Source organism: Vibrio sp. L85, assembly GCF_963871815.1.
GTDB lineage: Bacteria > Pseudomonadota > Gammaproteobacteria > Enterobacterales > Vibrionaceae > Vibrio > Vibrio harveyi.
The window spans coordinates 1-955 of record NZ_CAWMYL010000219.1; the positions used below are offsets into that span (position 1 = coordinate 1).

General features: G+C 53.2%; 1 protein-coding gene. It reads right to left on the bottom strand.

The features are described from left to right. Nucleotides 1-52 precede the first annotated feature (52 nt). Nucleotides 53-898 (bottom strand): ANT(3'')-Ia family aminoglycoside nucleotidyltransferase AadA16, encoded by an 846-nt coding sequence (locus tag AACR11_RS21185; protein WP_001749984.1) that lies wholly within the window; start codon nt 896-898, stop codon nt 53-55. Nucleotides 899-955 lie beyond the last annotated feature (57 nt).

Sequence of the window (955 nt, forward strand, 5' to 3'; positions counted from 1 at the left end):
CCTGATAGTTTGGCTGTGAGCAATTATGTGCTTAGTGCATCTAACGCCTGAATTAAGCTGCGCCGCGAAGCGGCGTCGGCTTGAATGAACTGTTAGACATCATTGGCGTGGAGCCGAGCAGACTGGCGGCTTCGTGCTTCACAAAGTAAATGAACGCAGTCAACTGATCAGCGCGTGAGGCCAAGCAATCCATCCCTTGTCCAAGGTAAGCCTGCTGGGCTTCAAGCAGCACGGGCTGATGTTGGACGGGCAGGCGTTCCATTACCCAGTTGGCAGCTACATCCTTCGGCGCGATCTTGCCGGTTGCTGCGCTGTACCAAATGCGAGACAAAGTAAGCACTACATTCCGCTCGTCGCCTGCCCAATCCGGTTGTGAGTTCCATAGTTTCAAGGTGTCGGCCAGTGCTTTGAATAGATCGCTTTCCGGGACTGAGTTGAAGAAATCTTCCGCGGCCGAACCTGCCAAGGCAAGGCTGTGTTGCCTTGCTTTAGTTAGCAGAATAGCCAGATCAACATCGGTTGTCGCGGGCTCGAAGATGCCCGCAAGAATGTCCTTGCGCTGCCACTCCCCGAATTGCAGTTCCCGTCTGGCTGGATAACGCCAAGGAACAACATCGCCGTACACGACGATGGTAACTTCCAAGGCACGGAGAGCTTCACTTTGGCCGGGAGAAGCGGAAACTTCCAGGAAATCTACGAACAGAGCCTGCCGCACAGTCTCATCGAGCTGTGCAGTCACAGTAACCAGCAAATCAATATCACTGCATGGCTTCAGGCCACCGTCGAGTGCAGAGCCGTACAAATGCACGGCCAGCAACGTCGATCCCAGATGATGCTCGATGACGTTGAGTGCCTGTGATAGCTGTACCGAAATCTCGGCGGGCACTGCGTTGCTCATGATGTCTAACTCCCAATTTGTGTAGGGCTTATTATGCACGCTTAAAAATAATAAAAG

Coding starts and splice junctions, on each gene's coding strand:
- AACR11_RS21185 (WP_001749984.1), bottom strand. CDS start 898: ATGAGCAACGCAGTGCCCGCCGAGATTTCGGTACAGCTATCACAGGCA.